The organism is Colwellia sp. MB02u-10 (genome assembly GCF_014077185.1).
Taxonomy (GTDB): domain Bacteria; phylum Pseudomonadota; class Gammaproteobacteria; order Enterobacterales; family Alteromonadaceae; genus Cognaticolwellia.
The window spans coordinates 211,580-236,335 of the sequence record NZ_JACGVK010000104.1 but is presented as its reverse complement, the minus strand read 5'-3'; the positions used below and the strand labels follow the sequence as shown (position 1 = coordinate 236,335).

General features: G+C 40.2%; 20 protein-coding genes. 10 read left to right on the top strand and 10 right to left on the bottom strand.

Features of this window, described 5'->3' with window-relative positions; all coding sequences use genetic code 11:
- The first annotated feature begins 8 nt into the window (after nt 1–8).
- From H4J59_RS05130 to H4J59_RS05120, 3 genes are read left to right on the top strand one after another with little or no spacing between them, the layout of a single operon-like run.
- A complete protein-coding gene (locus tag H4J59_RS05130; RefSeq protein WP_182237362.1) occupies nt 9–1,244 on the top strand; it encodes an ATP-binding protein in 1,236 nt (411 codons plus the stop codon).
- A gap of 60 nt (nt 1,245–1,304) precedes the next feature.
- Complete coding sequence (locus tag H4J59_RS05125) at nt 1,305–1,853, top strand: hypothetical protein (RefSeq protein WP_182237360.1); 549 nt, start codon at nt 1,305–1,307, stop codon at nt 1,851–1,853.
- Nucleotides 1,854–1,912: 59 nt separating this feature from the next.
- Complete coding sequence (locus H4J59_RS05120; protein WP_182237358.1) at nt 1,913–3,349, top strand: ATP-binding protein; 1,437 nt, start codon at nt 1,913–1,915, stop codon at nt 3,347–3,349.
- Between the two features lie 299 nt (nt 3,350–3,648).
- On the opposite strand, the gene pgi is transcribed toward H4J59_RS05120, so the two are convergent.
- The 10 genes from pgi to H4J59_RS05070 all read right to left on the bottom strand — a co-directional run bounded on the left by pgi (nt 3,649) and on the right by H4J59_RS05070 (nt 15,312).
- Nucleotides 3,649–5,289, bottom strand: coding sequence for a glucose-6-phosphate isomerase (pgi, locus tag H4J59_RS05115; protein WP_182237356.1), 1,641 nt, complete (start codon nt 5,287–5,289; stop codon nt 3,649–3,651).
- A gap of 132 nt (nt 5,290–5,421) precedes the next feature.
- Nucleotides 5,422–6,354 carry a carbohydrate kinase gene (locus H4J59_RS05110; RefSeq protein WP_182237354.1) on the bottom strand — a complete coding sequence of 311 codons (933 nt, stop codon included), beginning with the start codon at nt 6,352–6,354 and terminating at the stop codon, nt 5,422–5,424.
- Between the two features lie 117 nt (nt 6,355–6,471).
- The gene (locus H4J59_RS05105; protein ID WP_182237352.1) at nt 6,472–7,431 is read right to left on the bottom strand and encodes a sugar-binding transcriptional regulator; all 960 of its coding nucleotides are present in this window, start codon (nt 7,429–7,431) and stop codon (nt 6,472–6,474) included.
- Nucleotides 7,432–7,434: 3 nt separating this feature from the next.
- Nucleotides 7,435–8,145 (bottom strand): HAD family phosphatase, encoded by a 711-nt coding sequence (locus H4J59_RS05100; RefSeq protein WP_182237350.1) that lies wholly within the window; start codon nt 8,143–8,145, stop codon nt 7,435–7,437.
- A gap of 21 nt (nt 8,146–8,166) precedes the next feature.
- Entirely contained in the window at nt 8,167–9,633 is a 1,467-nt protein-coding gene (locus tag H4J59_RS05095; protein ID WP_182237348.1) for a mannitol dehydrogenase family protein, read from the bottom strand.
- 28 nt (nt 9,634–9,661) lie between these two features.
- On the bottom strand, nt 9,662–10,690 hold the full coding sequence (locus H4J59_RS05090; protein WP_182237346.1) for an ABC transporter ATP-binding protein: 1,029 nt from the start codon (nt 10,688–10,690) through the stop codon (nt 9,662–9,664).
- Nucleotides 10,691–10,701: 11 nt separating this feature from the next.
- Entirely contained in the window at nt 10,702–11,532 is an 831-nt protein-coding gene (locus H4J59_RS05085) for a carbohydrate ABC transporter permease (protein WP_182135254.1), read from the bottom strand.
- 3 nt (nt 11,533–11,535) lie between these two features.
- Nucleotides 11,536–12,408 (bottom strand): carbohydrate ABC transporter permease, encoded by an 873-nt coding sequence (locus H4J59_RS05080; RefSeq protein ID WP_182183070.1) that lies wholly within the window; start codon nt 12,406–12,408, stop codon nt 11,536–11,538.
- Nucleotides 12,409–12,478: 70 nt separating this feature from the next.
- Complete coding sequence (locus H4J59_RS05075; protein ID WP_182237344.1) at nt 12,479–13,789, bottom strand: sugar ABC transporter substrate-binding protein; 1,311 nt, start codon at nt 13,787–13,789, stop codon at nt 12,479–12,481.
- 182 nt (nt 13,790–13,971) lie between these two features.
- Nucleotides 13,972–15,312, bottom strand: coding sequence for a hypothetical protein (locus tag H4J59_RS05070; protein ID WP_259369391.1), 1,341 nt, complete (start codon nt 15,310–15,312; stop codon nt 13,972–13,974).
- 928 nt (nt 15,313–16,240) lie between these two features.
- Here H4J59_RS05070 and H4J59_RS05065 point away from each other — a divergent pair.
- The 7 genes from H4J59_RS05065 to greA all read left to right on the top strand — a co-directional run bounded on the left by H4J59_RS05065 (nt 16,241) and on the right by greA (nt 24,735).
- The gene (locus H4J59_RS05065; protein ID WP_182237339.1) at nt 16,241–17,245 is read left to right on the top strand and encodes a ketopantoate reductase family protein; all 1,005 of its coding nucleotides are present in this window, start codon (nt 16,241–16,243) and stop codon (nt 17,243–17,245) included.
- Between the two features lie 156 nt (nt 17,246–17,401).
- Entirely contained in the window at nt 17,402–18,025 is a 624-nt protein-coding gene (locus tag H4J59_RS05060) for an FKBP-type peptidyl-prolyl cis-trans isomerase (protein WP_182189130.1), read from the top strand.
- 71 nt (nt 18,026–18,096) lie between these two features.
- Nucleotides 18,097–18,546, top strand: a complete 450-nt coding sequence (locus H4J59_RS05055) for a hypothetical protein (RefSeq protein ID WP_182237337.1) — start codon at nt 18,097–18,099, stop codon at nt 18,544–18,546.
- Between the two features lie 39 nt (nt 18,547–18,585).
- Nucleotides 18,586–19,395 (top strand): 4-hydroxy-tetrahydrodipicolinate reductase, encoded by an 810-nt coding sequence (gene dapB / locus H4J59_RS05050; RefSeq protein ID WP_182135267.1) that lies wholly within the window; start codon nt 18,586–18,588, stop codon nt 19,393–19,395.
- A gap of 303 nt (nt 19,396–19,698) precedes the next feature.
- The gene (gene carA, locus H4J59_RS05045; RefSeq protein ID WP_182237335.1) at nt 19,699–20,856 is read left to right on the top strand and encodes a glutamine-hydrolyzing carbamoyl-phosphate synthase small subunit; all 1,158 of its coding nucleotides are present in this window, start codon (nt 19,699–19,701) and stop codon (nt 20,854–20,856) included.
- A gap of 29 nt (nt 20,857–20,885) precedes the next feature.
- Complete coding sequence (gene carB, locus H4J59_RS05040) at nt 20,886–24,104, top strand: carbamoyl-phosphate synthase large subunit (RefSeq protein ID WP_182237326.1); 3,219 nt, start codon at nt 20,886–20,888, stop codon at nt 24,102–24,104.
- Between the two features lie 154 nt (nt 24,105–24,258).
- Nucleotides 24,259–24,735, top strand: a complete 477-nt coding sequence (gene greA, locus H4J59_RS05035) for a transcription elongation factor GreA (protein ID WP_146878345.1) — start codon at nt 24,259–24,261, stop codon at nt 24,733–24,735.
- Nucleotides 24,736–24,756 lie beyond the last annotated feature (21 nt).

Here is a 24,756-nt window from a genome sequence, read left to right as displayed (position 1 = left end):
CTAAAAAGATGAAGTCAGCTGCAATAGCCAATAATGAATTGGCTCGTTTAACCGCTTTGGATGAGTATAACATCTTAGATACGCTAGCAGAGCAGGCTTATGATCAGCTAACTGAGCTAGCGTCTAGTGTTTGCGGCACACCCGTTGCTTTGATTTCTTTAATTGATGAGAAGCGACAATGGTTTAAGTCTCATCACGGGCTTGACGCGCAAGAAACACCGCGCGAGATTGCTTTTTGTTCGCATGCTATTCACCATGATGAATTATTTGAAATACCAGACAGCCGCGAAGACGAGCGTTTTCATGATAACCCTTTAGTGACTGGGCCCACTCAAGTCATTTTTTATGCCGGAGCCCCTCTAGTGACACCCAGTGGTCTGCGATTAGGCACCTTGTGTGTTATCGACCATAAACCATCATACTTGACCGCACTACAAAAAAGGCAGTTGCTCATTATTGCCCAACAAGTGGTTACGCAATTAGAACTGAGAAAAGCGGGGCAAATTCAACATGATCTTTTGGCGCAATCACGGTCATTAGAGCAATCGCTGTTATTAACTAAAAGCTTAGAAGCAAAAAACAAAGAGCTAGAGCAGTTTGTCTATACGGTATCCCATGACTTGAAATCGCCCTTGGTGACCATTAACGGTTTCACCAGTATGTTAGCCAAAGAGTTATCAGCTTATACCACGGAAAAGCAGAAACATCGTTTTCAAAGAATACTTGAAAATTTGACTCATATGGGGGATTTGTTGACTAATTTATTAGCGCTTTCAAGAGTGATGAAAGCTGAAATCAGCAAAGCGCCGATTGATCTAACAACGCTAATTGAACAAAATTGGCAAAGATTGATGACAGGGTACAAAGAGCTGGAGGTCGAATTGGTTTTAACCAAGCCGCTGCACGCTATCTGGGCCAATCAAACCCTGTTGTCTCAATGCATTGAAAATTTGTTAAGTAATGCCATTCGTTATCGAAGTGCTGAGCAGGATTTAACATTAAAAATTTACACCGAAGAGTTGGAAGATTCAGTCTCTTTGTTTATTAGTGACAATGGCATAGGCATAGCAAAAAGCGATCAAAAACGTGCTTTTAATGTCTTTGAGCAAATTAATCCAGGCAAAGGCACAGGTATTGGTTTAAGTCTAGTTAAAGCCACCATGGGAAAACATAACGGCTCGGTAAGCTTAGTGTCTGAATTAGGTCAGGGTAGTTGCTTTGAACTGCGTTTCCCTAAAACGTAACCCCTATCATTTTACTAATAACAATAACAATTAATTAAACAAGCCATAAAAGGAATGCAGATGAACGAATGGTTGCAACAATTCGCTAACCCCAATTTTATGCCTCACGGACACTGTTACCTTTGGCGACCTGACATATTATGGACTCACGTGACAGCCGATATCACCATTGGTGTTGCGTATTATCTGATCACCCTTATTATCGGTATATTGCTGTATAAACGTAAAGAAAGCGTGCCACACAAAGACATATTTGCCTTATTTATGGCATTTATTTTCTTTTGTGGTACCACACATTTTGTGGCAATTTATGTCACTTGGTACCCCGCTTATGAATATCAAGGTTGGATAAAAGCCTTGACCGCTTTTACCTCCATTTTAACCGCGATTGTCTTGGCGCCCAAACTACCTCAGCTTATCCGATTACCCGGTGTGGAAGTCAAATACCATAGCGCTATGGTAGAGCTTGAAGCGATAAAACAAAAAAACAAGCAAATGAGCTCAGTTTATTCAGCCACACTTGACCGAGAGGATCGGATACTTGAGTTGAAAAAAGAGGTGAATGCACTGATGAGCGAACTCGATCGAGAACAGGGCTACGATGTTTAACGACAAAAAATACCTATGTTAAAGTTTTTTATACTGAGCCGTTATTGTCAGGAGTCTAAATGAATACCAAAAATGCTGTACTGACTACCTTGCTGCTGTTTTTTATCACACTTGAAATGCTCATTGCCCTGGATTATAAGTCAAAACAAAAAGAGTTAAATCAAAAGCGTGTTGCGATTTATGCCCAGATCAGTGAACTTAAAAACCAGATTGGTTACGTCGGTTTAATCGATAATTTTAAAAACGCTATTTTGCGCGCCGAAGATAGCCACCATATCGACAAAGCCTCGGAAAATTTACGTGTAGCCACCATTCAATTGCATAAGATTGAGCTGCAAGGTGGGTTAATCCTTGGCGAGCTGAAAATGCCAGCGACTAGGGATATGCTGACAGCTTACAGAGAGCGCTTAACCTTGCTGCCTAGTTTACTTGATAAAAATACCAACGTTCGTGAACTTGGTCATTATCTGCGTTACGACGACAAACCGTCTCATTTGGAAATAGAAGCGATATACCAGAAAGTTTCTGTCTTATTTGCCAGCCAGTTGTCGGATTTACTCGATCGAAAATTTAAGTTGGGTTTCCTGGTGATGGTTGCCTTATTACTCACCTTAGTAGCGATAATACGATTTTTCTTTAAAAAGCAACAAGAAGCACTCGAGTTAAGTAAGGCGCTAAATGTCAAAATGGAAAGTCACGAAATTGATATGGCACGTTCACAAACAATTTTATTGAGTGTGATGCAAGATGTGGAAAAAGAAAAACGTCAGGCCACCACACTTAATGAAAAATTAATCAATAAGAACAAACAGATGGAGCAGTTCATTTACACCGTGTCTCACGATCTTAAATCACCTTTAGTTACCATCGCAGCATTCAGCCAAAAGTTGCAAGCAGAACTTGTTGATACCTTGACAGAAAAGCAAAGCTATCGGTTGAGTCGCATTATACAAAATGCCGATAACATGGAACTACTATTGGCCGATTTACTCGACTTATCTCGCATTGTACAACAAGCTATTACCACCGCTAATGTCGATGTTAATATCGTGATTGAACAGCAGTGTCTTGCGTTAGAAGAAGCTATTTCAGAAGCGAGTGCGAGAATCAATATTGCTAAAAATTTAGATACCGTGAGTGCGAATGAGCGCTTACTGTCTGAAGGAATATTAAATTTGTTAAGTAACGCACTACGTTACTTAGAGCCTGCCCGGCCTTTAATTATTGAGATATTTACCACAAAAACTTCGTCTGCTACCACCCTTCATATCAAGGACAATGGCATAGGTATCGACTCAAAATATCATAAAATAATTTTTGGCTTATTTGAAAGATTATCTACTACCAAAGGCAGTGGGGTTGGCTTGACGATCGTGAAAACAATTATGGACAAGCATAATGGACGGGTGTTAATTGACTCTCAACAGGGCGAAGGATGTTGTTTTTCTCTTGAATTTCCGAATATTGCGGAAAATACAAATACAAAAGCTAGCTGAAAATTTCTCATGAGTTTTTGATCATCAAGCAGCAATGAATAGTCTGAATAATAACGTAAATTTCTTAAGTCATATCTTGCTGAATATTCACTTTAGCGGCTGTTTTTTGGTAAATAGAGTATTGCGTTCCACCTTAGCTTTGTACTCGATGAAACTCTCAACTCTCAACTCCCAACTCTTAAATCTCAACATGAAAAATATTTAACTTAATGTTTTTATTATATAAAATACTCAAATGAAAGAAAGCCTTAACTCATATTGTTAAAGGCTTTCTAGCATTTATTTAAGGTATTATGGTGTTAAGTTATGCTACGTCTTTTTCGACAAATGTTGATCAGGCCTTTAGTTGAGCCATCCATATCTAAAGGTATATCAATATTTGACAGCTTACTAAATATGTCATTCCCGAGTGCTTTGCCTAATTCTACACCCCATTGATCAAATGAGTTTATTTGCCAGATAACGCCTTGAACAAATACTTTATGCTCGTACAGGGCAATTAAGCTACCTAAAGCTTTCGGGGTTAATTTTGGCATTAAGATGGTGTTACTGGGTTTATTGCCTTTCATGACTTTATGAGATGATAAGTAACTTATCTCATCGGTGCTGCATTTTGCTTTGGTCATCGCGGCAATAACTTGTTCTTCAGTTTGACCTTCCATTAACGCTTGGCTTTGTCCCAAACAGTTGGCAATTAACATGTCATGATGATCTGAAATATCAACATCAGGGTTAAGCGGGAGAATAAAGTCGACCGGTATGGGTGTTTTACTTTGATGAATTAACTGATGAAAAGAATGCTGTCCATTGGTTCCTTCACTACCCCAAATAATAGGGCCGGTATCGTAGTTGGTTTCTTTATTATCTAAGTTGACCGATTTACCGTTACTTTCCATATCCAGTTGTTGAATGTATGCCGGTAAACCACGTAAATAATGGTAGTAGGGCAATAATACTTGCGATTGCGCACCATGGAAATTTCGATACCAAATACCTAATAGTGCCATAATTACCGGCATATTTTCTTCAAATGGTGCTTGTCTAAAATGTTCATCCATTTCAAAGGCGCCATGTAAAAACGCTAAGTAGTTATCAAAGCCAATACCCATAGCAAGCGGTAAACCAATGGCTGACCAAATAGAATAGCGTCCACCGACCCAATCCCACATGGGGAAGATATTTTTTTCACTGATACCAAAACTTTTAGCCGCTGCAATATTAGCCGATACACAAGCAAAGTTATGTTGAATATCACTGAATTTGGCTTGTTTTAAAAACCATTCTTTCGCCGTTTCAGTATTTCTTAGGGTTTCTTGGGTGGTTAATGTTTTTGATGAGGTGATCACCAAGGTGGTTGCTGGATCTAAACCCGACAGCACATCATGAATATGACAACCATCAACATTGGCGACATAATGTACATTCAAGTGTTTTTGACGATATGGTTTTAAGGCTTCAGACATAATTTTAGGCCCTAAAAATGAGCCGCCAATACCAATAGCAACAATATCTTTAAAAGCCTTGCCGCTATAACCTTTGGTAACGCCCGAGGAAACATCATTCACAAAACCTTTGATTTTTTCTAAGGTGTCATTGACCAAGGGCATAATATTCTCGCCATCAACATACACCGGCTCATTAGAAAAATTACGTAAGGCGGTATGTAACACTGGGCGATTTTCAGTGGTATTTATTGGCGCGCCAGAAAACATTTTTTCTATTTTTTCATCAACACCGCACTGTTTCGCCAAATCAACAAGCAAGTTCTTTGTTTCTGGCACCAAATGATTCTTGGAGTAATCTAAGGTTAATCCTGCCGCGGTTATGGTGAATTTATCAAAGCGTTCAGGGTCGATACGAAATAAAGATTTTAAGTGTATTATTTTGCTGTCTAAATAATGAATTTGTAAGTTTTGCCATGCCAGTGAATTAGTTAACATGTGTAATAAGCCTTTCTAATAAAATTTAAGTTTTTGTCAAAAAATGGAGTCGTGCGCAAAAATTACTTTTGCCGAACGATAACAGTGCTATCTATTCAATGTTAGTGCTATTGGCTTTAACAAGCCAAAGCGTTAATCTAATTTACTGAGCACTGCTTGATGAGTCGGTGGTTGGCAACCTATTTTTGAGACGTTAATAGCCGCCGCCAAAGAGCCAAATTTTAACGCGTAAGCTAAGTCTTGCTGTTTTGCTGCGGGTGTTAGCGCATTATCACGCAGTAATTGAGCTAGCATCGCTGAAAAGAAGGTATCTCCAGCGCCTACGGTATCGCCCATAGGCACAGCTTTAAATACATCTTGCTTAATATTAAGGTTTTCGGTAATAAAGTGCGCACCCTGTTCACCTAAGGTCAGTACCACCATGCCGTTGGTCATCTGCTTAAGCATAGCGCTAGCGAGATGTTCTGGATCACCCGTTAAACCTTGCAATTGTAAGTCTTCATCACTGACTTTTACAATGTCGGCAAAGGTGACAAATTGTGCAATGGCGGCAACATATTTACCGTGGTCAATTTCAACACCATTACGGACATTGACATCGATACTAATTTTTACGCCTCTAGATTTCAGCACTGTCATCACCGGAATTAATACCTCAAGCATTTCAGGTACGAGTGCTAAAGAACCGGTATGAAAAAGGTCTAAATCTTTTGGCAGCATGGCTAAAAGCTGTTCAGCGCTAATATCTAAGTCAGCAACTGACTTACGATATAAGCTGTAATCTGGGTTACCTTGTTCATCTTTATACACTAACGCTAACGAGGTTTTTTGCACCGAGCGGTTATTAACCGGGATATTGATGCCTTCTTCGACGGCAGACTGGTAAATTTTATCGCCAAATATATCAGTTGAAATAGGTGATAAGTAACTACAGTCAAGTCCCTGTCTAGAAAAGCTTCTTGCTACGTTATAGGGAGAACCACCAATAAAAGGACGGTAATCGTGATTTTCTTGCTCGATCATATCAAAAAGCGCTTCACCGAAAACAGCTACTTTAAATGTCATGTTAATTCCTTTCATTTACCTGTTGTGGGTTTGTTAACACCCCACAGGTTGGTTTTAATTGTTAATGTGCTGAAATCGGTATTTTGAGGTGGAGTATGAATATAAATACCGTCGATTTTAATCTATGCTTAATAAGCGTTCAGCTGTGTATTCATTGGTGATTAAGCCATTGATTAATTTAGATCTAAGCGCACCTAGTATGGCAAATACCTTTTCTTCACCAGCGGCAATAGCATATACCGCCTTGTCAGAGTTTATTTTTAAAGGGGTACTGGCAACCCGTTGGTTAACGGCGCAGTCAATCAAATTACCCTTGATATCTAAAACCCAACTAATTAACTCACCTACAGCACCTTTGGTTTGTAACTCTTTGAGTTCTTTTGGAGTAACAAAACCATCGATATAAAGTGGAGAATTAATAGCTAAATTACCAACGCCAACAAAAGTAACATCAGCTTGTGCGGCTAACTTTAAATTATTAGCGACATAATGTTGCGCGTGCAACTGCTCTTTTTCTTCTTTACTACTGGGCAGTACAGGTAATGGCATAGGATAATGTTTAGCGTTAATTTGTTCAGCCATACGCATAACAACATCGTATGAAGAGGCTGAGCCATCGGAAGCCATATTACCCAATAGCGCCACTATTTGATGTTGCTCACAGTTCAATAAGGCGAGTTCTTCTACACAAGCGCGTAAAACTCGGCCTGTTCCCATCGCTATCACTTTGGGTTCAGATGACTTTAAGTACATCTCTATTTCCTGAGCACCTGCTTGGGCAAGTCCTAGGGTAGATGACGTTTTACCATCGTCACTTGGCACCACAATACACGATTTTAAGCCAAAGCGATTTCTGAGCTTTACTTGAAGATCCATGCACTTAGCTATTGGATGTTCTAGCCTGACTTTAATCAAGCCTTCGCTAACCGATAACGCCACCATGCGTTGTGCAGATTGACGCGAGACATTAAGCTTTTTGGCGATTTCTTCTTGTGTATTACCGGCAACGTAATATAACCAGCCTGCTTTAGCCGCATCGTCTAGCTTTCTTATTTCTGCATTAGATCGCTTTAACATGGTTTACCTCTCGATTTTAAATGATGAACTCAGCGAAGGTACCTGTTCAAACAACTGGTTCCAATGTCCTATTGTACTAACACCCTCAAGTATTTGAGTAGCGCTATCTTTATTTTTTAAATGACTAGCGCCAACATATCTAATGACATGCATGTTGGCTGCGAGTGCAGCACGGATACCTGCGTTGGAATCTTCTATTACTAAACAGTTTTGCGGTGCTACGGCCATTTTTTTCGCCGCATGTAAAAATAAATCTGGTGCGGGTTTGCCATTTTTCACCTCAGAGGAAGTAAATACCTTGCCATCAAAATACTGTTCAAGTTTGGTATAATGCAGTGAGTGTTTTACTTTCTCTGGACTGCCACTGGTAGCAACACAACTGTCGACATTAAGTTGAGACAATAGCCACTGCAAATGATCCGTCTGTTGGAGCTCAGCGGCAAAAACCTCTATCAAGGCTGCTCGATAACGCTGGCGAAATTCACTGGTTAAAATAACCGCGAAATCTGCGAAAACTTTAGCGGTAACATGCTCAAAATTAAACCCTAAGAAGTGAGTAAGAAAATAATCCTCTGACACCACCACACCGATTTTTCCAAGCATATTAAGTAATACGCGCTGGCTTAATATTTCACTATCGACTAAGACTCCGTCGCAATCAAAGATGACTAAATTTATCGCGTTATGTCCAGATAAAACCATAGATTCAGTCATCTTTTTTTTCCTATTGTGTGGTTATTTTAAATAAGTCTTTAGAGTAGCAAGAGTACCGATATCCCAAAGCATTTCCAACCAAAAGGTAAAGTTTTTAGTAAAGTTGTCATTATTACTAAGATTGCCAAAGATATCATTCATTTGTAAAAATACTGACGGGTCTTCTTTGGCTAAAGTCGCTTGTGCTATTAACCTTGTTGCTTGTGGATCATCAAGCGTAAAGTTACTGTCAACATTACCGCCTTCAAAACAAAGTCGGCACCATAAAGCCACCACAAGCGCGAGGCCTTTACCGTCTTTATTATTTGCTATATTGGCGGCTATTATGGGTAGAATAAACTTAGGTAAGCGGTTTGATGCATCTTGGCAAAGCCTAGGCACGGTATCGCGTATCTCTGGATTAGCAAATCTAGCTTCGATAATGGCAAAATAATCATCAAAACTAACCCCAGGTACAGGTGCAAGTGTTGGGATAATTTCATCACTGACCAGCTTTTTAAGGTACTTACTGATCAAGGGATCGGCCATCACGTCATGCACAAAAGCAATATTTAACAGCGCGGCAGGGTAGGCAATAGCGGCATGACCGCCATTAAGAATGCGCAATTTCATTAATTCAAATGGTGCGACATCGTCAACAAATTCAACGCCTACTTGCTCTAAAGGTGGGCGACCATTGACAAAGTTATCTTCTAATACCCATTGTCTGAACGGTTCACAAAAAACCGGCGCTTGGTCTTCAATATCAAACAATGTGGTTAAACGTTCACGCTCTTGAGCCGACGTTGCAGGCGTAATACAGTCAACCATCGAGTTTGGAAACGTCACATGAGTGTTGATCCACAAGGCTAGTTCTGGGTCAATCGCATTGGCCATTTCATTAACCACACGTTGCACTACACGACCATTATGTGGAATGTTGTCACAAGACATGACCGTAAAAGGGGCTATTTCTTGTGCTCGGCGAATTTTAAGTGCCGCAATAATTAAACCAAATACGGTTGAAGGTGAGTCGATATTCGCAATATCGGCTTGAATTTCTGGATGAGCCAGGTTAAAAGCACCTGTTTTGTCATCCATAAAGTAACCACCTTCAGTAATGGTTAATGAAACGATTCGAATTTCACTTTCACTGAGCGCAGCAATTAACGTGGCGGCGTCATTTTCAATAAAATCGATCATCGATGCAGTAACTTGAGCGGTCAGGTTATTATCATCTAATTCAACAACCGTTGTTAACCAGTCTTGTTGCTTAAGTTTATCTCGCATCGCCGCATCGTATGACTTAATGCCAGCACCGCGAATAGCCCAATCGTGAGCCGTTCCTGTGTTAAATAATTTGTGCATATACATAGCTTGATGCGCACGATGAAAATTACCGACACCGATATGAATGATGCCTGGCGACAAAGATTCTCTACTATAGTGAGGTTTTTCAACCTTACTTGGCAGTGTATCTAGGGTTTGATTGTTTAGCTTAATTGACATATATAATTGCTCTTAGGTATTCAACCGGCTAAATAGCAACAACGCTAGCGTGTTGTTGAGGCAAAGTGATACCTGCGGCATCAAAATGTAGCATCTTGTTTTCTACGGCACTTAAATAAATATTGTCGCCATAAACATAAGGGCAATCGCCACCGGCTTTTACGGTAAAGGTGGCTTTACCTTCAACATGCACATGTAAAAAAGTTTCAGAGCCAAGATGTTCGATAACACCTACTTTTCCAGGCCAGGTACCTGACGTTGTTGATATAGTAATATGCTCAGGTCTTATGCCTAAGCAACAAGTGGCATCGGTAGCCGTTGGCTCAACATCTATAAAGTTCATTTTTGGCGAACCAATAAAACCCGCCACAAATTTATTCACTGGCGTGTTGTAAAGCTCAAGTGGGCTGCCAACTTGCTCGATGATACCGGCATTAAATACCGCAATACGATCGGCCATTGTCATGGCTTCTACCTGATCATGGGTAACATAAATCATGGTAGTGGCAAGGGTTTTATGCAGCTCAGAAATCTCTAAACGCATATTGACCCGCAAAGACGCATCTAAATTAGATAAGGGCTCATCGAATAAAAAAGCAGAAGGCTGACGCACGATGGCACGACCAATAGCAACACGTTGGCGTTGACCGCCAGATAATTGCCCTGGTTTACGGTCAAGGTAATCAGATAGGTTTAATGTTTTGGTGACACTCGCTATTTTTTTCTCAATCTCTTCTTTGCTAACTTTCGCACGCTTTAAGGGAAAGGCGATATTGTTGCGCACCGACATATGGGGGTACAAAGCATAAGATTGAAACACCATAGCTAAACCTCTTTTAGCCGGTGGGGTATCAGTCGCATCTTGGCCATCAATTTCTATGTTGCCACTGGTGGTGTCTTCTAAGCCCGCAATCATTCTTAATAAGGTGGATTTACCACACCCCGACGGACCCACAAAGACAATAAACTCACCATCTTTAATGGCTAAATCAATCGGTTTAATGACGCTAACATCACCAAAATCTTTTGTTACTTGTTTTAAATTAATACTGCCCATTTTGAAATTTCCTATTTAACGGCGCCGAAACTTAATCCACGCACTAATTGTTTTTGACTAAACCAACCCAATATCAGGATCGGCACTATCGCCATCATTGACGCGGCAGACAACTTGGCATAAAACAAACCTTCAGGGCTTGAATAGCTAGCAATAAAGGCGGTTAATGGCGCGGCGTCGGCGGCGGTTAAAATTAGCGTCCAAAAGGCTTCGTTCCACGCTAAAATTACCGTTAACAATAATGTTGATGCTATACCCGGTAAGGCGATAGGTAATAGTACATACCAAATTTCCTCAGCAATATTGGCCCCATCCATGCGAGATGCTTCAAGCACTTCACTGGGGATTTCTCTGAAATAGGTGTAGAGCATCCACACCATGATAGGTAAGTTAATTAAGGTCATCACAATCACCAAACCTACTTTAGTATCGAGTAAACCAAAATCACGGAACAACAAGTAAATGGGAATAAGCACACCAACCGGCGGTAACATTTTGGTTGAAAGCATCCACATTAATAAATGTTTAGTGCGTTTAGTTTGTACAAATGCCATGGACCAAGCCGCAGGGATAGCAATGAGTAGCCCTAAAATACTTGACCCTAGTGAAATCACGATAGAATTCCAAAAGTGGTTAAAGTAAGGCGATCGGGCTAATACCTCTTCATAATTCTCCAGCGTCCAGTCAAACATAAATAAACTTGGGCTAGCAGAGATAGCTTCAGCTTCTGTTTTAAAGCTAGTGATCAAGGTCCATAATATTGGGAAAAATATTAAGCTACTGATCGTCCAAGCTAAAAAGGTATAAATAATTTTTGATCTATGACTATTTTTTATCGACATCGCTTAATCCTCCAAGTTCTTACCAATTAATCGCATTAAGAAAATAGCAACTATATTGGCGATAATAACAGCAACAATGCCGCCTGCTGAGCCACCACCGACGTCGAATTGTAATAATGATTGGGTGTAAATCAGATAGGTGATATTGGTTGATTCATAGCCTGGACCACCGCTGGTGGTGACTAATATTTCGGCGAAAATTGACAGTAAGAAGATAGTTTCAATTAAAATTACCGCGGTAATGGCGCGCGATAAGTGCGGCAAAACGATGTAATAAAATTTACTGAAGGGACCCGCACCATCTAAATCGGCGGCGTCAAGTTGCTCTCGATCTAACGATTGAATTGACGTCAGTAATATCAGCGCTGCAAACGGTAACCACTGCCACGAGACAATAATAATGATGGACAATAAGGGTATTTGAGCAAAGAAATCAATTGGCGTCATGCCAAGCCAAGTAGCAAAATGTGCAAATAAACCATTAACCGGGTTCATCAGCATATTTTTCCACACTAAGGCAGAAACCGTCGGCATAACAAAGAAGGGGGCTAGGACCATAATACGGACGTAGTTACGACCCCAAATAGCTTGGTCAAGCAAAATAGCTAAACCAATACCACCGCCAAGGGTGATCAGTAAAACACCACCCACCAGTAATATTGTATTGAAAAATGAGGCAAAAAATGCCGGATCGGTCAGGAAAAATTCATAGTTTAAAAAACCAATAAAGGCATTATTTCCAGGGGTAAGTAGATTGTAATCTAAAAATGAAAAATACAATGTCATGCATAGCGGTACCAACATCCAAGCCAACAGTAAAACAACTGAAGGAAATAACATTAATCGAGCTAGTGTTCGTGAATTTGACGTCGCCATCACCAGAACCTTTTAAAAGTAAAAATTTGGACAAGCCATTACGACTTGCCCACTAAGAAAAACTAATGTTCTATTTTGGATAACCTGCTTTGCGCATAGTACGGTCTACTAAACGCTGAGAGGCTTTTAACGCTTCCTTCACCGTCATGGTGCCGGTTAGTGCCGCCGCAAATTGTTGTCCAACTGCCGTGCCGATACCTTGAAACTCAGGGATAGCAACAAATTGCACACCCACATAAGGAACAGGTTTAACGGTTGGGTTAACAGGATCAGCCGATTGGATAGAATCTATAGTGATTTGTGCAAAAGGTGCCGCTTTCATGTACTCAGGGTTGTTATATAATGATGCTCTAGTACCTGGTGGTACTTTTGCCCAGCCTTTATTTTTAGCCACAAGCGCAGAGTAGTCTTTAGATGTCGCCCAGCTAATAAACTTTTGAGCCGCTGCAGATTTTTCACTACTTGCCGGAATAGCTAAGGTCCAAGCCCACAACCAGTTTCCTCGTTTGCCTAAACCTTTATCCGGGGCTAAAGCAAAGCCAACCTTGTCTGCTACTGCAGAATCTTTTTCGTTAGTAACAAAGGCTCCGGCAACAGTGGCATCAATCCACATACCACATTTACCCGTTTGGAATAAGGCCAAGTTTTCATTAAAACCATTAGCTGATGCGCCCGGAGGACCAGACTCTTCCATCACATCTACATAGTATTGCAAGGTGTCATGCCATTCTTGAGTGTCAAATTGTGGTTGCCAGTTTTCGTCAAACCAACGGGCACCAAATGAGTTAGACATAGAGGTTATTAGGGCCATATTTTCTCCCCAACCCGCTTTACCACGTAAACAGATACCATAAACACCGGCTTCTTTATCTGTCATGGCTTTAGCTGCTTGACGAATAAAGCCCCAACTTGGCTTTTTAGGCATTTCAAGTCCAGCTTTTGCAATCAAGTCGGTGCGATACATCACCATCGAACTTTCACCATAAAATGGGGCGGCAAAAAGTTTTTTGTCTACGGTTAAGCCACTTCTTATCGCTGGTAATAAATCATCAACATCATAGCTCGCGCCTAGGTTATCAAGTTCAGTTAACCAACCTTGTTTGCCCCAAATTGGCACTTCATATGTGCCTATGGTCATCACGTCATATTGCCCACCACCCGTTGCCACATCAGTCGTGACACGTTGGCGAAGGATATTCTCTTCTAAAGTAACCCACTTTAAGGCGATATCAGGGTTCTGGCGGGTGAAGTCATTGCTGAGTTCTTTCATGGTGATCATGTCACCATTGTTAACTGTGGCGATGGTGATCGTCTCTTTTGCTGCGGCTGCGGCACTCATGGTCATCACGCCACAAGCTAGCATCATCAATTTATTTTTCATCAGGTGTTCCCCATATTCAACGTTAATGTCTCACCTAAGGTGTTAAATGAGACTTTTATTATCATTATCATTGTTATTGTAAGTTATCAAAGTCTAGAAAAAAATAGACTTGCCATGTAGCTTGGGCTTAAGCACAGGTCAACATGGCTAGCGTTAATTAGCCGACAACGCCGGCTAATTTCTTAGAACTTAACTGAAATCTCTGAGGTGAAGCCGTCAAAGCCTGTGCCGATTTGGCCACCTGAATTAACGCCTTCTTCTTGATCAACATATTCAAACTTCAACAATGTTTTGTCATTAAACCAGTAACCTGCAGCTACTTGGATACGCTCAACCGTGTTGTCAGTTTGTGCGATTAAATCTGAGGTGTTTTCAGCTTCTGAATAACGAGCCGCTAGATAGAACTTGTTCGGTATTATGTAGTGCTGTGCTTCAAAGGTGTAGTACTCAACAGAAGAGTCGCCTTTAATGACACTATTTGAGTCGAAAGTTGTACCATTAGTATCGGCAATACCGTCAACACCAAAGTAAGTAATGCCTGCTACGGCGTTACCGGCAGCATCGGCGAAAGTGTAATCATCAGTCGACTTACCTAACATGAAAATTAGGCTAGTTTCTGGTGTAGGTTGATACGCTAGGTTTAACTGAATAATTGACTGTTCAACCCCTGGCATAGCGCCAACATGGGTATCACGCTCACTTGAAGCACCTGCAGAGAAGTTGTAGTTTTCACCATCACCAAAGCGATAGTTAGTGGTTGTAACACCAGCAAGACTGGCTACACCATTTTCAAAGCGTAGTTGGTCGCCTTGGTTGGCTTGGAAATAATTTAAACCCGCTTTAAAACCGCCAGCAAATTCAAGTGTTCCTTGTAGTCGAAAGTTAAAGCCGCGATCTTCTTGGAAGGCTTCACCAAAACTTGATGTAGTGACATGGCCGGCAACATTATAACCGCGGATCATACCGCTATCGCGTGTCTCGCTGTAGCTTAATTGCATCCCATTTTCTGCGGTTGCATAGTCGGTTATACCGTTACCAATAAGGGCATTGCCTTGGTTGTCAGCGCCATCTTGAAAACCTTTAAATTGGAAAGGGGCTGCGCCTATGTTACCTAAACGAAGTGTTAGGTTAGCGTTATCGCGCGCTGCGCCAGAAAGGCCGAGTAGTTCAAATTCAATACCGGCGAAATCTTGGTGAAAGGCGAAATCTCGGTCGCCGTTATTACCAAAATCATTTGGCTCTTCTGCGATGTCGACATCAGCGACGATATACTCGTTGATGTGAAATTTTAATTGTAAATTAACTCTTAGACGACCAAAGCCTGAAGACTGTTCTTCATCTACTGGACGAAATGCTCCCTCTTTTGCTTGAATGGCTTGGTAGTTTTGCAAGGCTAGAAAGTTAACTTCTGCAAGGCCGTCAAGAAATTCGGCAGATTGAACGTATGCCGGTGCTGATGCCGCCATAACAGCTGCTGCGAGTAAGCCAAACTTATGAGTTTTGCGGATTATTGCTTTAGACATGGTAATTCCCCTTTTGTTGTTTGATGAAACTAATGTTTTTTGTATATCTTGTATATTTTTCAACATAGTTAACCTGTTATATTTGATATGTTATTTGTAAACTTATTAATTTGTTTACATTTACTGCTCTTGTTGGCATAAGGCCCGATATGGGCATATGCCCAACAGATGTTTATAATCCCACGGTAATTTATTGTCGTCAACCAGTTTGTTTGAAAAACAGGCGAAATTTTAAATATAAATTATATTAAGCTTTTAATTCATTGGCTTAGTGTGATTAATTAATTTTTTTTATGCAGCGAGAAGGTTTTTTTGCTGTGTAAATGGCTTGTTTTTGTTCTTTTTAAGGTATTAAAAAGCTATTACTTCAAAGTATTTAATGAGCGTGAATGAAGGCTGATGATGCAAAAATCTATTCTTTAGGTATGATTTTTAGCGTGAATAGCGTCGTTTTTTACGAATATAAAGTGGCAGTATGTCAGCGTCTAGCATCATAGAAAACTACATTTATTTCGCCGGTTATTGATAAATTTTATCTTCATATTCATCAATGTGGATGACTTAATTAGGTTTAAGTCAGCTTATATAGGCTTAAGAACGCTTTATTTAAACAAAGCTTTTATCTTAAAGTAAAAAGGGTAGAGAGCTTAAGCATGAGTTTGCTGTTATGCCTAGCGTTGCAATATTTACTTGAGAACATACTATTTACAGGTCATTTTTAGGTGACAAAATTAATTGAAAAACCTGATTGAAAAATCTAATTGAAAAACCTATGTGTCATCATTTAGTTGGATTGCGCATTATTAATGCTAGCGAGTTATATTGAAATAAAGTGTACTTTTGCCACTATTTTTAAGCTTAAGCGCCTGACCATTTTAATTTCACCATGGTAAACTTGAACATAATTTATCGTATAGAAGGAAGAGTAATGCATTTTGTTATCGTGGGTTGTGGTGCTGTGGGTGGTTATTTTGGTGGCCGTTTAGCGCAGCATGGCGAAAATGTTACTTTTGTTGCCCGTGGTCAGCAATTTCAACGCATGCAAACCTCTGGCTTAACCATTAAAAGTATTGAAGGCGATGTGCAGTTTGATAAGGTTAATGTGGTTAATGCACAAAGCCTAACGGCAGAAACTTTGCCAACGCCTGCAGATGTTATTTTTCTCTGTGTAAAGTCGTTTCAATTACCGGCGGCAATTGCCCAAATAAAAGCCCTAATTTTACCTCATACGCGAGTAATACCCTTATTAAACGGTGTTAATGCTGTTGATGTTATGCAAGAGCACGGCATTGCTTTAGAAAATATTTTTGGTGGTTTAGCAAAAATTATTGCTGAGAAAACAGCTGATGGCGTGATAAATCATACCGCTTCAAAGCCTCATATCACCTTAGGCGCTTTTAGTGATGAAGTGTTAGAGGACTCGAGAGTTGACTCAAGAGTTGAACAACTTGATGAAGTAAAAGCTGCTCAAGTTAAGGCAGAAGTAACAGAGCGGCTTAGTGCGATAGCGAAATGTTTTAAATTAGCGGGTGTCAGCGTCGGGGTAACCAGTGATATTAAGCTGGCATTATGGCGAAAATTTATACTTGTTGCTGCTTGGGGGGCATTGGCTTCGGCAAGACAATTGAACTTGGGCGAAATTCGAGCACAAAGCCATATTATCTTTTTATTAGAACGTATTGTTAATGAATATGCCGATATTGCGCGCAAAGCAGGGGTAAAGCTTGGCGATAAGCATATAAAGGAGACTTTAAGTTTTTTATCACGCTTACCTGATAGTAGCGAAACATCAATGCAACGAGATTTGGCCGCTGGACAGCATTCAGAGTTTGATGTGTTAATAGCTTATCCTATGACCTTAGTGACAGAATTTAATCTCTCAGTGCCAGTGTTAACTCAGTGTTATCAGAAAATAATGGCAGGTTCGCCATAGAGAAATAAGATGGCTAGCGATGAGTTCTCTAGCAGGATTAAGGTTAAAAAATTATAATAAATAACAAATTCACCCGTGCTAGCACTACAGAGAAGGTTAAATTTGTGCTATTGTATCGGCGAATTTTTATCGTATCAATTAAGTGAAGATTAAATAATGTCTGAAAATAAACTTGAATCAATCGAACAACGCGTAAGTTATGGTGTAGGTCGTCAACTAGGTGACCAACTACGTAACAATCCTTTTAAAGATTTTGACGTATCTGCTGTGCAAGCTGGTTTAGCTGATGCAATTGCTAATACTGCAAGCCAAGTATCTGACGAAGCACTTAATGAAGCATTTGGTGTTGTATCACAAAAGATGCAAGAGCTAGAGCAAGCAGAAGCTAAAGAAAAATCAGCTGAAGGCGAAGCTTTCTTAGCAGAAAATGCAAAACGTGAAGAAGTAACAATAACTGAATCAGGTTTGCAATACGAAGTAATAGCAACAGGTGAAGGCGAAAAGCCAACAGCTGCTAGCACAGTTCGTGTGCATTACCACGGTACATTTAGCAATGGCGATATCTTTGATAGCTCTGTTGATCGTGGCCAACCTGCTGAATTTCCAATTAACGGCGTTATTGCTGGTTGGACTGAAGCATTACAATTAATGGCTGAAGGTTCAAAATGGCGTTTATATGTGCCTTACGGTTTAGCTTACGGTGAGCGTGGCTCTCAAGGTGCAATTCCTCCGTATGCTACCTTGGTATTCGACGTTGAGTTATTAGCGATTATTAGCTAAGTAAACTATTTTTTAAAAGCCCTCAAATGAGGGCTTTTTTATAAGTATAATTTATATAAAGTAAATCCAGTTTGAGTTATATATCACTGATGCATAAATCAGCTATCGAACAATTTTTCCAGCGCTACCTAACAGCGTTTCATCAGCAAAACATGTCAGATATGCAACAATGCTATCAGTTGCCTTGTACTTTGCATACGCCCGATAAAGTGGTGTTAATTGCGAGTGATAAAGTATTTAAACAAGAATTTTTAGATATATTTACCGTACTAAGTCATGCAGAGATAAAGCGTTTTGTCGCCTTAAAAGCCAGCTTTAGTCAGTTGAGTGAAACTCTGATACTGGCTTGTGTTGATTGGCAGTTTATTGGCCCTCAAGCCGAAGTTTTTACCGATTTTTCAGCATTTTATCATCTAGCTTTGAGCGAAGGGCAATGGCGAATTTTTAATGTAGTGTCACAAGACCTGAGCCAATCAATTGATTTAAAGCACGCTTTTAATATTTTTTATAATAAAGTATAGAATACCCCTTATAACATTACCGAGTAGGAAGACGTTGTCATGAAAGTGAAAGTAGCTATTTTAGGCTGTAGTGGGCGCATGGGCCGAAATTTAATACAAGCGGCAATTGAGCACAAATCAGTTGAACTTGTAGGGGGTAGTGTTCGTGCGGGTTCATCATTTGAAAATTTTGATTTAGGTGAAATCGCTGGTATCGGTGCGATTGGTCAAAAAACCACGACAGACTATAAAGCCTTGTTGGCTGCCGATGTGTTAATTGATTTTACCTCGATTGAAGCTACGCTTGAGCATCTTGACTGGTGTCAGCAGCACAACAAGGCCTTGGTCATTGGCACAACAGGTTTTTCTGATCAGCAAGTAGAAACGATCAAAATGGCAGGTAATAACATAGCCGTTATTTTAGCCCCTAATACTAGTGTTGGTGTAAATTTATTATTCAAGTTGCTTGAAGTCACGGCCAAAGCGATTGGCAACCATACTGATATAGAAATTTTTGAAGCACATCATAGATTTAAGAAAGATGCACCATCAGGCACAGCGGTGAAAATGGGCCAAGTTATTGCTGATACCTTAGGCCGAGACCTCAATAAAGTAGCCGTGTATGGCCGAGAAGGTATTACTGCAGAGCGCAGCCGAGAAACTATTGGCTTTGCTACCGTAAGGGCGGGTGATATTGTCGGTGAACATACCGCTTATTTTGCTGATATTGGTGAGCGCATTGAGTTGACTCACAAAGCAAGTTCAAGAATGACTTTTGCTTTAGGCGCAATGCGTGCGGCGTTTTGGTTAAGCGAAGCTCATGCCGGATTTTATGACATGCAAGATGTTTTGGGTTTTAAAGATAACTAAAACCCTACAATAATTTAGCCAAATATTAGCGGGTTAATTTGTGCTATTTTGGGTTAACTTTATAGAAAAGTGTTGTTTTTGGCGTCTTTACATCAATAACGTCAAAAACAGAGAGTTTTTACAATTATTACTAGACGAAAGAGGCTTAGAAGCGTATTATAAGTGGATTTTGTCAAAAATTTACTGTTCATGACGAACGGGTTAATATTTTTGACATTTTTTGTGCGTATCGCTTTTTATCGTTAATGGTTAAATTCTTAGTTATTTTACCATTAATTTTCTTTCTTCTTAACGGAGGTTACATTGACTAAATCTGCCATTTTAGTGCTTGAAGACGGCACTGTATTTAAGGGCACCGCTATCGGTGCAGAAGGGGCTGCTGTAGGTGAAGTAGTATTCAATACTTCAATGACAGGCTACCAAGAAATTTTGACAGATCCCTCGTATGCAGAGCAAATTGTTACCCTTACCTATCCACATGTAGGTAACACAGGTACCAATAGCGAAGATGAAGAGTCTGACACTATTTGGGCAAAAGGTTTAGTAATTCGTGACTTACCACTGTTAGCAAGTAATTTTCGCAGTGAACAAAGTTTAGGTGACTACCTAAAAGCGAAAAATATTTTAGGCATTGCCGATATCGACACCCGTAAACTAACGCGCATTCTACGTCAGAAAGGCGCACAAAACGGTTGCATAATCGCGGGTGACTTAGTTGACGCCAGTGCAGAAGAAGCCAAGGCACTAGCACAAGCACAAAGCTTTCCTGGCCTTAAAGGTATGGACTTAGCCAAAGTTGTTTCTACTACAACAGCTTACCAATGGCATGAAGGGAGTTGGGAACTAGGCAAGGGCCATAGTTCTTTTCAAGATAAGCCTGAAAAACTGCCATTTCATGTCGTTGCTTACGATTTCGGTGCTAAACGTAATATTTTACGTATGTTAGTAGACCGCGGCTGTAAAATAACGGTAGTACCGGCGCAAACTTCTGCTGAAGAAGTATTAGCCATGAAGCCCGATGGTATTTTCTTATCAAATGGCCCTGGTGACCCAGAGCCGTGTGACTATGCTATTACAGCAATCAAAAAATTCTTAACCACAGATATTCCAGTGTTTGGTATTTGTTTAGGCCATCAATTACTGGCGTTAGCCAGCGGTGCTAAAACGGTTAAAATGAAATTTGGCCATCATGGTGGAAATCACCCAGTTAAAGACTTTGCGCGAAATATTGTCATGATCACAGCGCAAAATCATGGTTTTGCTGTTGATGAAAATAGCTTGCCTGAAAACTTGAAAGTAACCCATACCTCATTATTTGATGGTTCAATTCAAGGTATTCATCGTACAGATAAAGCTGCATTTAGTTTTCAAGGTCATCCTGAAGCTAGCCCTGGCCCTGCAGATGCCGCACCATTGTTCGATCATTTTATCGATTTAATCGTTGCTGCTAAAAAAGCGTAGACCCTAGACAAGAGAAGAGAGAATATAAAATGCCAAAACGTACTGACCTAAAAAGTATCTTGATCTTGGGCGCGGGTCCAATTGTAATTGGTCAAGCATGTGAATTTGATTATTCAGGTGCACAAGCCTGTAAAGCACTTCGCGAAGAAGGCTACCGAGTTATTTTAGTTAACTCAAATCCTGCAACCATTATGACTGACCCAGAAATGGCCGATGCAACTTACATCGAACCTATTCATTGGGAAGTTGTTCGCAAAATTATTGAAAAAGAACGTCCTTGCGCGGTATTACCGACAATGGGTGGTCAAACGGCGTTGAACTGTGCTTTAGAGCTTGAAGCAAAAGGCGTATTGAAAGAATTTAACGTTGAAATGATTGGCGCAACAGCTGATGCGATTGATAAAGCAGAAGATCGCTCTCGTTTTGACAAAGCAATGAAAGCAATTGGTTTAGACACGCCAAATGCTGAAATTGTACACACGATTGAAGAAGCACACGCCGCCAGTAAAATTTTAGGTTTCCCTTGTATCATTCGTCCTTCATTTACCATGGGTGGCACGGGTGGTGGTATTGCTTATAATATCGAAGAATTTACTGAAATATGTACGCGTGGCTTAGACCTTTCTCCAACGTCAGAATTACTGATTGATGAATCATTAATTGGTTGGAAAGAATATGAAATGGAAGTGGTTCGCGACAAAAATGATAACTGTATCATTATTTGTTCGATTGAAAACTTTGACCCTATGGGTATTCACACCGGTGATTCTATTACGGTTGCTCCTGCGCAAACGTTAACCGATAAAGAATACCAAATCATGCGTAATGCCTCGATTGCGGTATTACGTGAAATTGGTGTTGAAACCGGTGGTTCAAACGTACAATTTGGTATTTGTCCTGAGACTGGCCGCATGGTTATTATTGAGATGAATCCTCGTGTTTCTCGTTCATCAGCACTTGCTTCAAAAGCAACGGGTTTCCCCATTGCCAAGATTGCTGCCAAATTAGCCGTAGGTTATACGCTTGACGAGTTAACTAACGATATTACTGGCGGCGCAACACCAGCGTCATTTGAGCCGACTATCGATTATGTTGTGACTAAGATCCCACGTTTTAACTTTGAAAAATTTGCGGGTTGTGAAGACAGATTAACCACTCAAATGAAATCAGTTGGCGAAGTTATGTCAATTGGTCGTAATCAACAAGAATCACTTCAAAAAGCATTACGTGGCTTAGAAGTGGGCGTAAATGGTTTTGACTCTATGGTTGATGTAACTCAACCGGGTGCTAAAACTAAAATCATGCATGAGCTTCAAGAAGCGGGCGCTGACCGTATTTGGTATATTGCTGACGCGTTTCGTTTAGGCTTAACGGTTGACGACATTTACCGCTTAACCATGATTGACCGTTGGTTCCTCATTCAAATTGAAGATATTGTTTTAGAAGAAGCAAAAGTCGCTGAAGGCGGTTTAAAAGTATTAACAGCCGATTATTTACGTAAATTAAAACGTAAAGGTTTTGCTGATTCTCGTCTTGCTGATTTAATTGGTATTGCTGAAGCTGAAGTGCGTAAGAAACGTCATAAAGCGAATATTTTTCCAGTATACAAACGTGTTGATACTTGTGCGGCAGAATTTAGTTCAGACACCGCTTATATGTATTCAACTTATGATGAAGAATGTGAAGCAAATCCGACAGATAAAGAATCAATTATGATCTTAGGTGGCGGTCCAAACCGTATTGGCCAAGGTATTGAATTTGATTACTGTTGTGTACATGCGGCATTAGCATTACGTGAAGATGGTTATGAAACCATTATGGTGAATTGTAACCCTGAAACGGTTTCAACGGATTACGATACATCAGACCGTTTATATTTTGAATCTATCACTTTTGAAGATGTTTTAGAGATTGTACGTATTGAAAAACCTAAAGGTGTCATCGTGCAATATGGTGGTCAAACACCACTTAAATTAGCCCGTGCTTTAGAAGCGGCTGGCGTACCTATTATTGGTACATCTCCTGATGCCATCGATAGAGCAGAAGATAGAGAGCGTTTTCAACAAGCTGTAGACCGTTTAGGTTTGTTACAACCTGAAAATGCTACGGTAACGTCACTAGAAGAAGCCATGGCTAAAGCTGAATCAATTGGCTTCCCATTAGTTGTTCGTCCATCTTATGTATTAGGTGGTCGTGCAATGGAAATTGTTTATGACCTAGATGATTTACGTCGATACATGACGGAGGCTGTTAGCGTTTCAAATGACTCGCCAGTATTGCTTGATCACTTCCTTGATGATGCGATTGAAGTTGATATTGACCTAGTTTGTGATGGTACCGATGTAGTTATTGGCGGCATTATGCAACATATTGAGCAAGCAGGTGTTCACTCAGGTGATTCTGCATGTTCATTACCGGCATATAGTTTAAGTCAGGAAGTACAAGATGTTATGCGTCAGCAAGTGACTGACTTAGCTTTTGAACTTGGTGTTATTGGTTTAATGAATACACAAATGGCTGTAAAGGATAACGAAGTTTACATCATTGAAGTGAATCCTCGTGCTGCTCGTACCATTCCATTCGTTTCAAAAGCGACAGCAGTGCCTCTAGCGAAAGTGGGTGCGCGTGTTATGGCTGGCACAACATTGAAAGAACAAGGGATCATTAAAGAAATTATTCCTCCATACTTTTCTGTGAAAGAAGTTGTTATTCCGTTTAACAAGTTTCATGGCAGTGATCCTTTAGTAGGACCTGAAATGCGCTCTACGGGCGAAGTAATGGGTGTAGGTAATACGTTTGAAGAAGCGTACGCAAAAGCTTGTTTAGGTGCTGGTGTTTCAGTACCTAAATCGGGCCGAGCGTTAATTTCTGTTCGTAACAGTGATAAAGTACGTGTAGTTGAATTAGCAAAACAGTTGGTTGCTTTAGGATACGACGTAGATGCTACTCATGGCACTGCAGTGATATTAGGTGAAGCTAATATTCCTTGTCGCCTGGTGAATAAAGTGCAAGAAGGTCGACCGCATATTCTCGATAGAATCAAAAATGGTGAATATAACTATATTATTAACACCACAGAAGGTCGTAAAGCGATTGAAGATTCTAAAGTTTTGCGTGGTGGTGCTTTACGTTACAAAGTCGCATATACTACAACCTTGAACGCTGCATTTGCCGTTTGCCAATCGCATGCTGCAGATGATCGTAATACCGTAACTTCAATACAAGAGTTACATAAACGCTGCAAATAAAAGCTTAAAAAATGAATTTACTCGTTGTGTGAAAACATGAAAATAGAGTAAATTCATTTTAAACTTTATTTAAGTGAATTATTTTCTAAAGGTGGTTAACCTGCTCATAGTAGTTAGGGTAAGCCGCCTTTCTTGTTAGAAAAAGAAGAGTGAAATGACAAAATACCCAATGACACTTCTTGGTGCTGAACAGTTAAAAGAAGAATTAAGAATTTTAAAAACAGAAAGACGCCCACGTATAGTCAAAGATATTGCTACTGCTCGTGAGCATGGTGACTTAAAAGAAAATGCTGAGTACCATGCGGCGAAAGAAGAACAAGGTTTCTGTGAAGGCCGCATTCAAGATATTGAAGGCAGGTTATGTAACGCACAAGTCATTGACGTAACAAAAATCCCTAATACCGGCAAAGTTATTTTTGGCACAACAGTGAAACTGCTTAATCTTGATACTGACGTTGAAGTAACTTACAAAATAGTGGGTGATGATGAGGCGGACTTTAAAACCGGACGTATCTCATTAAACTCGCCAATTGCTCGCGGTTTAATTGGTAAAGTAGTTGATAGTGAAATTGAAATTACTACACCTGGTGGCGTGGTTGAATATGAAATTATTTCGGTAGATCACCTTTAGCATCTATGGTCATTTAACCTT

What these genes read in the sequence shown, in the direction of transcription:
- H4J59_RS05130 (WP_182237362.1), top strand. Translation starts at nt 9, where the DNA reads ATGAAGTCAGCTGCAATAGCCAATAATGAATTGGCTCGTTTAACCGCT.
- H4J59_RS05125 (WP_182237360.1), top strand. Translation starts at nt 1,305, where the DNA reads ATGAACGAATGGTTGCAACAATTCGCTAACCCCAATTTTATGCCTCAC.
- H4J59_RS05120 (WP_182237358.1), top strand. Translation starts at nt 1,913, where the DNA reads ATGAATACCAAAAATGCTGTACTGACTACCTTGCTGCTGTTTTTTATC.
- pgi (WP_182237356.1), bottom strand. Translation starts at nt 5,289, where the DNA reads ATGTTAACTAATTCACTGGCATGGCAAAACTTACAAATTCATTATTTA.
- H4J59_RS05110 (WP_182237354.1), bottom strand. Translation starts at nt 6,354, where the DNA reads ATGACATTTAAAGTAGCTGTTTTCGGTGAAGCGCTTTTTGATATGATC.
- H4J59_RS05105 (WP_182237352.1), bottom strand. Translation starts at nt 7,431, where the DNA reads ATGTTAAAGCGATCTAATGCAGAAATAAGAAAGCTAGACGATGCGGCT.
- H4J59_RS05100 (WP_182237350.1), bottom strand. Translation starts at nt 8,145, where the DNA reads ATGACTGAATCTATGGTTTTATCTGGACATAACGCGATAAATTTAGTC.
- H4J59_RS05095 (WP_182237348.1), bottom strand. Translation starts at nt 9,633, where the DNA reads ATGTCAATTAAGCTAAACAATCAAACCCTAGATACACTGCCAAGTAAG.
- H4J59_RS05090 (WP_182237346.1), bottom strand. Translation starts at nt 10,690, where the DNA reads ATGGGCAGTATTAATTTAAAACAAGTAACAAAAGATTTTGGTGATGTT.
- H4J59_RS05085 (WP_182135254.1), bottom strand. Translation starts at nt 11,532, where the DNA reads ATGTCGATAAAAAATAGTCATAGATCAAAAATTATTTATACCTTTTTA.
- H4J59_RS05080 (WP_182183070.1), bottom strand. Translation starts at nt 12,408, where the DNA reads ATGGCGACGTCAAATTCACGAACACTAGCTCGATTAATGTTATTTCCT.
- H4J59_RS05075 (WP_182237344.1), bottom strand. Translation starts at nt 13,789, where the DNA reads ATGAAAAATAAATTGATGATGCTAGCTTGTGGCGTGATGACCATGAGT.
- H4J59_RS05070 (WP_259369391.1), bottom strand. Translation starts at nt 15,312, where the DNA reads ATGTCTAAAGCAATAATCCGCAAAACTCATAAGTTTGGCTTACTCGCA.
- H4J59_RS05065 (WP_182237339.1), top strand. Translation starts at nt 16,241, where the DNA reads ATGCATTTTGTTATCGTGGGTTGTGGTGCTGTGGGTGGTTATTTTGGT.
- H4J59_RS05060 (WP_182189130.1), top strand. Translation starts at nt 17,402, where the DNA reads ATGTCTGAAAATAAACTTGAATCAATCGAACAACGCGTAAGTTATGGT.
- dapB (WP_182135267.1), top strand. Translation starts at nt 18,586, where the DNA reads ATGAAAGTGAAAGTAGCTATTTTAGGCTGTAGTGGGCGCATGGGCCGA.
- carB (WP_182237326.1), top strand. Translation starts at nt 20,886, where the DNA reads ATGCCAAAACGTACTGACCTAAAAAGTATCTTGATCTTGGGCGCGGGT.
- greA (WP_146878345.1), top strand. Translation starts at nt 24,259, where the DNA reads ATGACAAAATACCCAATGACACTTCTTGGTGCTGAACAGTTAAAAGAA.